This is a genomic window from Lacinutrix venerupis (genome assembly GCF_003663945.1).
GTDB lineage: Bacteria > Bacteroidota > Bacteroidia > Flavobacteriales > Flavobacteriaceae > Lacinutrix > Lacinutrix venerupis.
This window is the reverse complement of the sequence record NZ_RCCH01000018.1, coordinates 1-1,664: the sequence shown is the minus strand read 5'-3', so window position 1 is coordinate 1,664 and position 1,664 is coordinate 1. Positions and strand designations below refer to the sequence as shown.

Annotated in this window: 1 protein-coding gene; it reads right to left on the bottom strand. The window is 41.9% G+C overall.

What is annotated here, in order from left to right; translation table 11 throughout:
• Window positions 1–1,664, bottom strand: a 1,664-nt coding sequence (locus tag CLV86_RS14145) for an Ig-like domain-containing protein (RefSeq protein ID WP_121053312.1), incomplete at both ends; no start/stop codon positions are given.

The window sequence follows — 1,664 nt, the reverse complement described above, 5'->3', positions numbered from 1 at the left end:
ATAACAACGGTTCCGTTTGCTGGATCTGTTGCTACGATTGTGCCATCTGTTGGGATATCATTATCATTATCAAACACGTCTACAACTACTGGTGTGTCTTCATCAGTACTAACCGTATCGTCTTCTAAATCTGATAGTGGTGTTACAGTAACGGTTACCGTTGCTGTTGACTCGTCTCCATCTGAATCTGTTATTGTATAATCGAATGTATCGGTTCCATTGAAATCGGCAGCTGGTGTGTACAAGATTGTGTCATCTGTTGGATCTGCTGGTGTTCCATTATCGTCTACTGATACTGTTCCGCCTTCTGTGGTTGTTCCACTTGGTAATGTAATGGCTCCTGCATTTGGACCATCGGCTCCAAAGTCATCTAATCCATTGCCATTATCGGCTAAAACATCAATTACATTATCTGTACTGTCTTCTGACACTGTTACTGTATCGTCTTCTGCTACTGGTACATCTTCTGCATTTACCGTTACTGTAACCGTTGCTGTTTCACAATTCTGTGGTGTTGCTGTATCACAAACTGTGTAATCAAATGTATCGGTTCCTGTAAATCCTGCATCTGGTGTGTAAGTTACTACATCATCACTTGGATCATTTGGTGTGTTGTTTGGATCGGTAATAACAACGGTTCCGTTTGCTGGATCTGTTGCTGTGATGGTTCCATCTGTTGGAATATCATCATCATTATCAAACACGTCTACAACTACTGGTGTGTCTTCATCAGTACTAACCGTATCGTCTTCTGCATCTGGTGTTGGTGTTACTGTTACCGTTACCGTTGCTGTTGACTCATTTCCATCTGAATCTGTTATTGTGTAATCGAATGTATCGGTTCCATTGAAATCGGCAGCTGGTGTGTACAAGATTGTGTCATCTGTTGGATCTGCTGGTGTTCCATTATCATTAATAGTTGCTGTTCCATTGGCTGGTGTAGTAACTGCTGTGATCGTTGTTGGTTCTGTTCCTAAATCGTCGTTGTCTAATACATCGATATCTACTGGTGTATCTTCTTCTGTTGTTGCGGTATCGTCTTCTGCGTCTGGTGTTGGTGTTACTGTTACCGTTACCGTTGCTGTTGACTCATTTCCATTAGCATCTGTAATTGTATAATCGAATGTATCGGTTGGACCATCGAAGTCTGCATCTGGTGTGTAAACGACATAGTCATCACTTGGATCTGCTGGTGTTCCATTATCATTAATAGTTGCTGTTCCATTGGCTGGTGTAGTAACTGCGGTGATCGTTGTTGGTTCTGTACCTAAATCGTCGTTGTCTAATACATCAATATCTACTGGTGTGTCTTCTTCTGTTGTTGCGGTATCGTCTACTGCATCTGGTGTTGGTGTTACTGTTACCGTTACCGTTGCTGTTGACTCATTTCCATTAGCATCTGTAATTGTATAATCGAATGTATCGGTTGGACCATCGAAGTCTGCATTTGGTGTGTAAACGACATAGTCATCACTTGGATCTGCTGGTGTTCCATTATCATTGATAGTTGCTGTTCCATTGGCTGGTGTAGTAACTGCGGTGATGGTTGTTGGTTCTGTTCCTAAATCGTCGTTGTCTAATACATCGATATCTACTGGTGTATCTTCTTCTGTTGTTGCGGTATCGTCTTCTGCATCTGGTGTTGGTGTTACTGTTACCGTTAC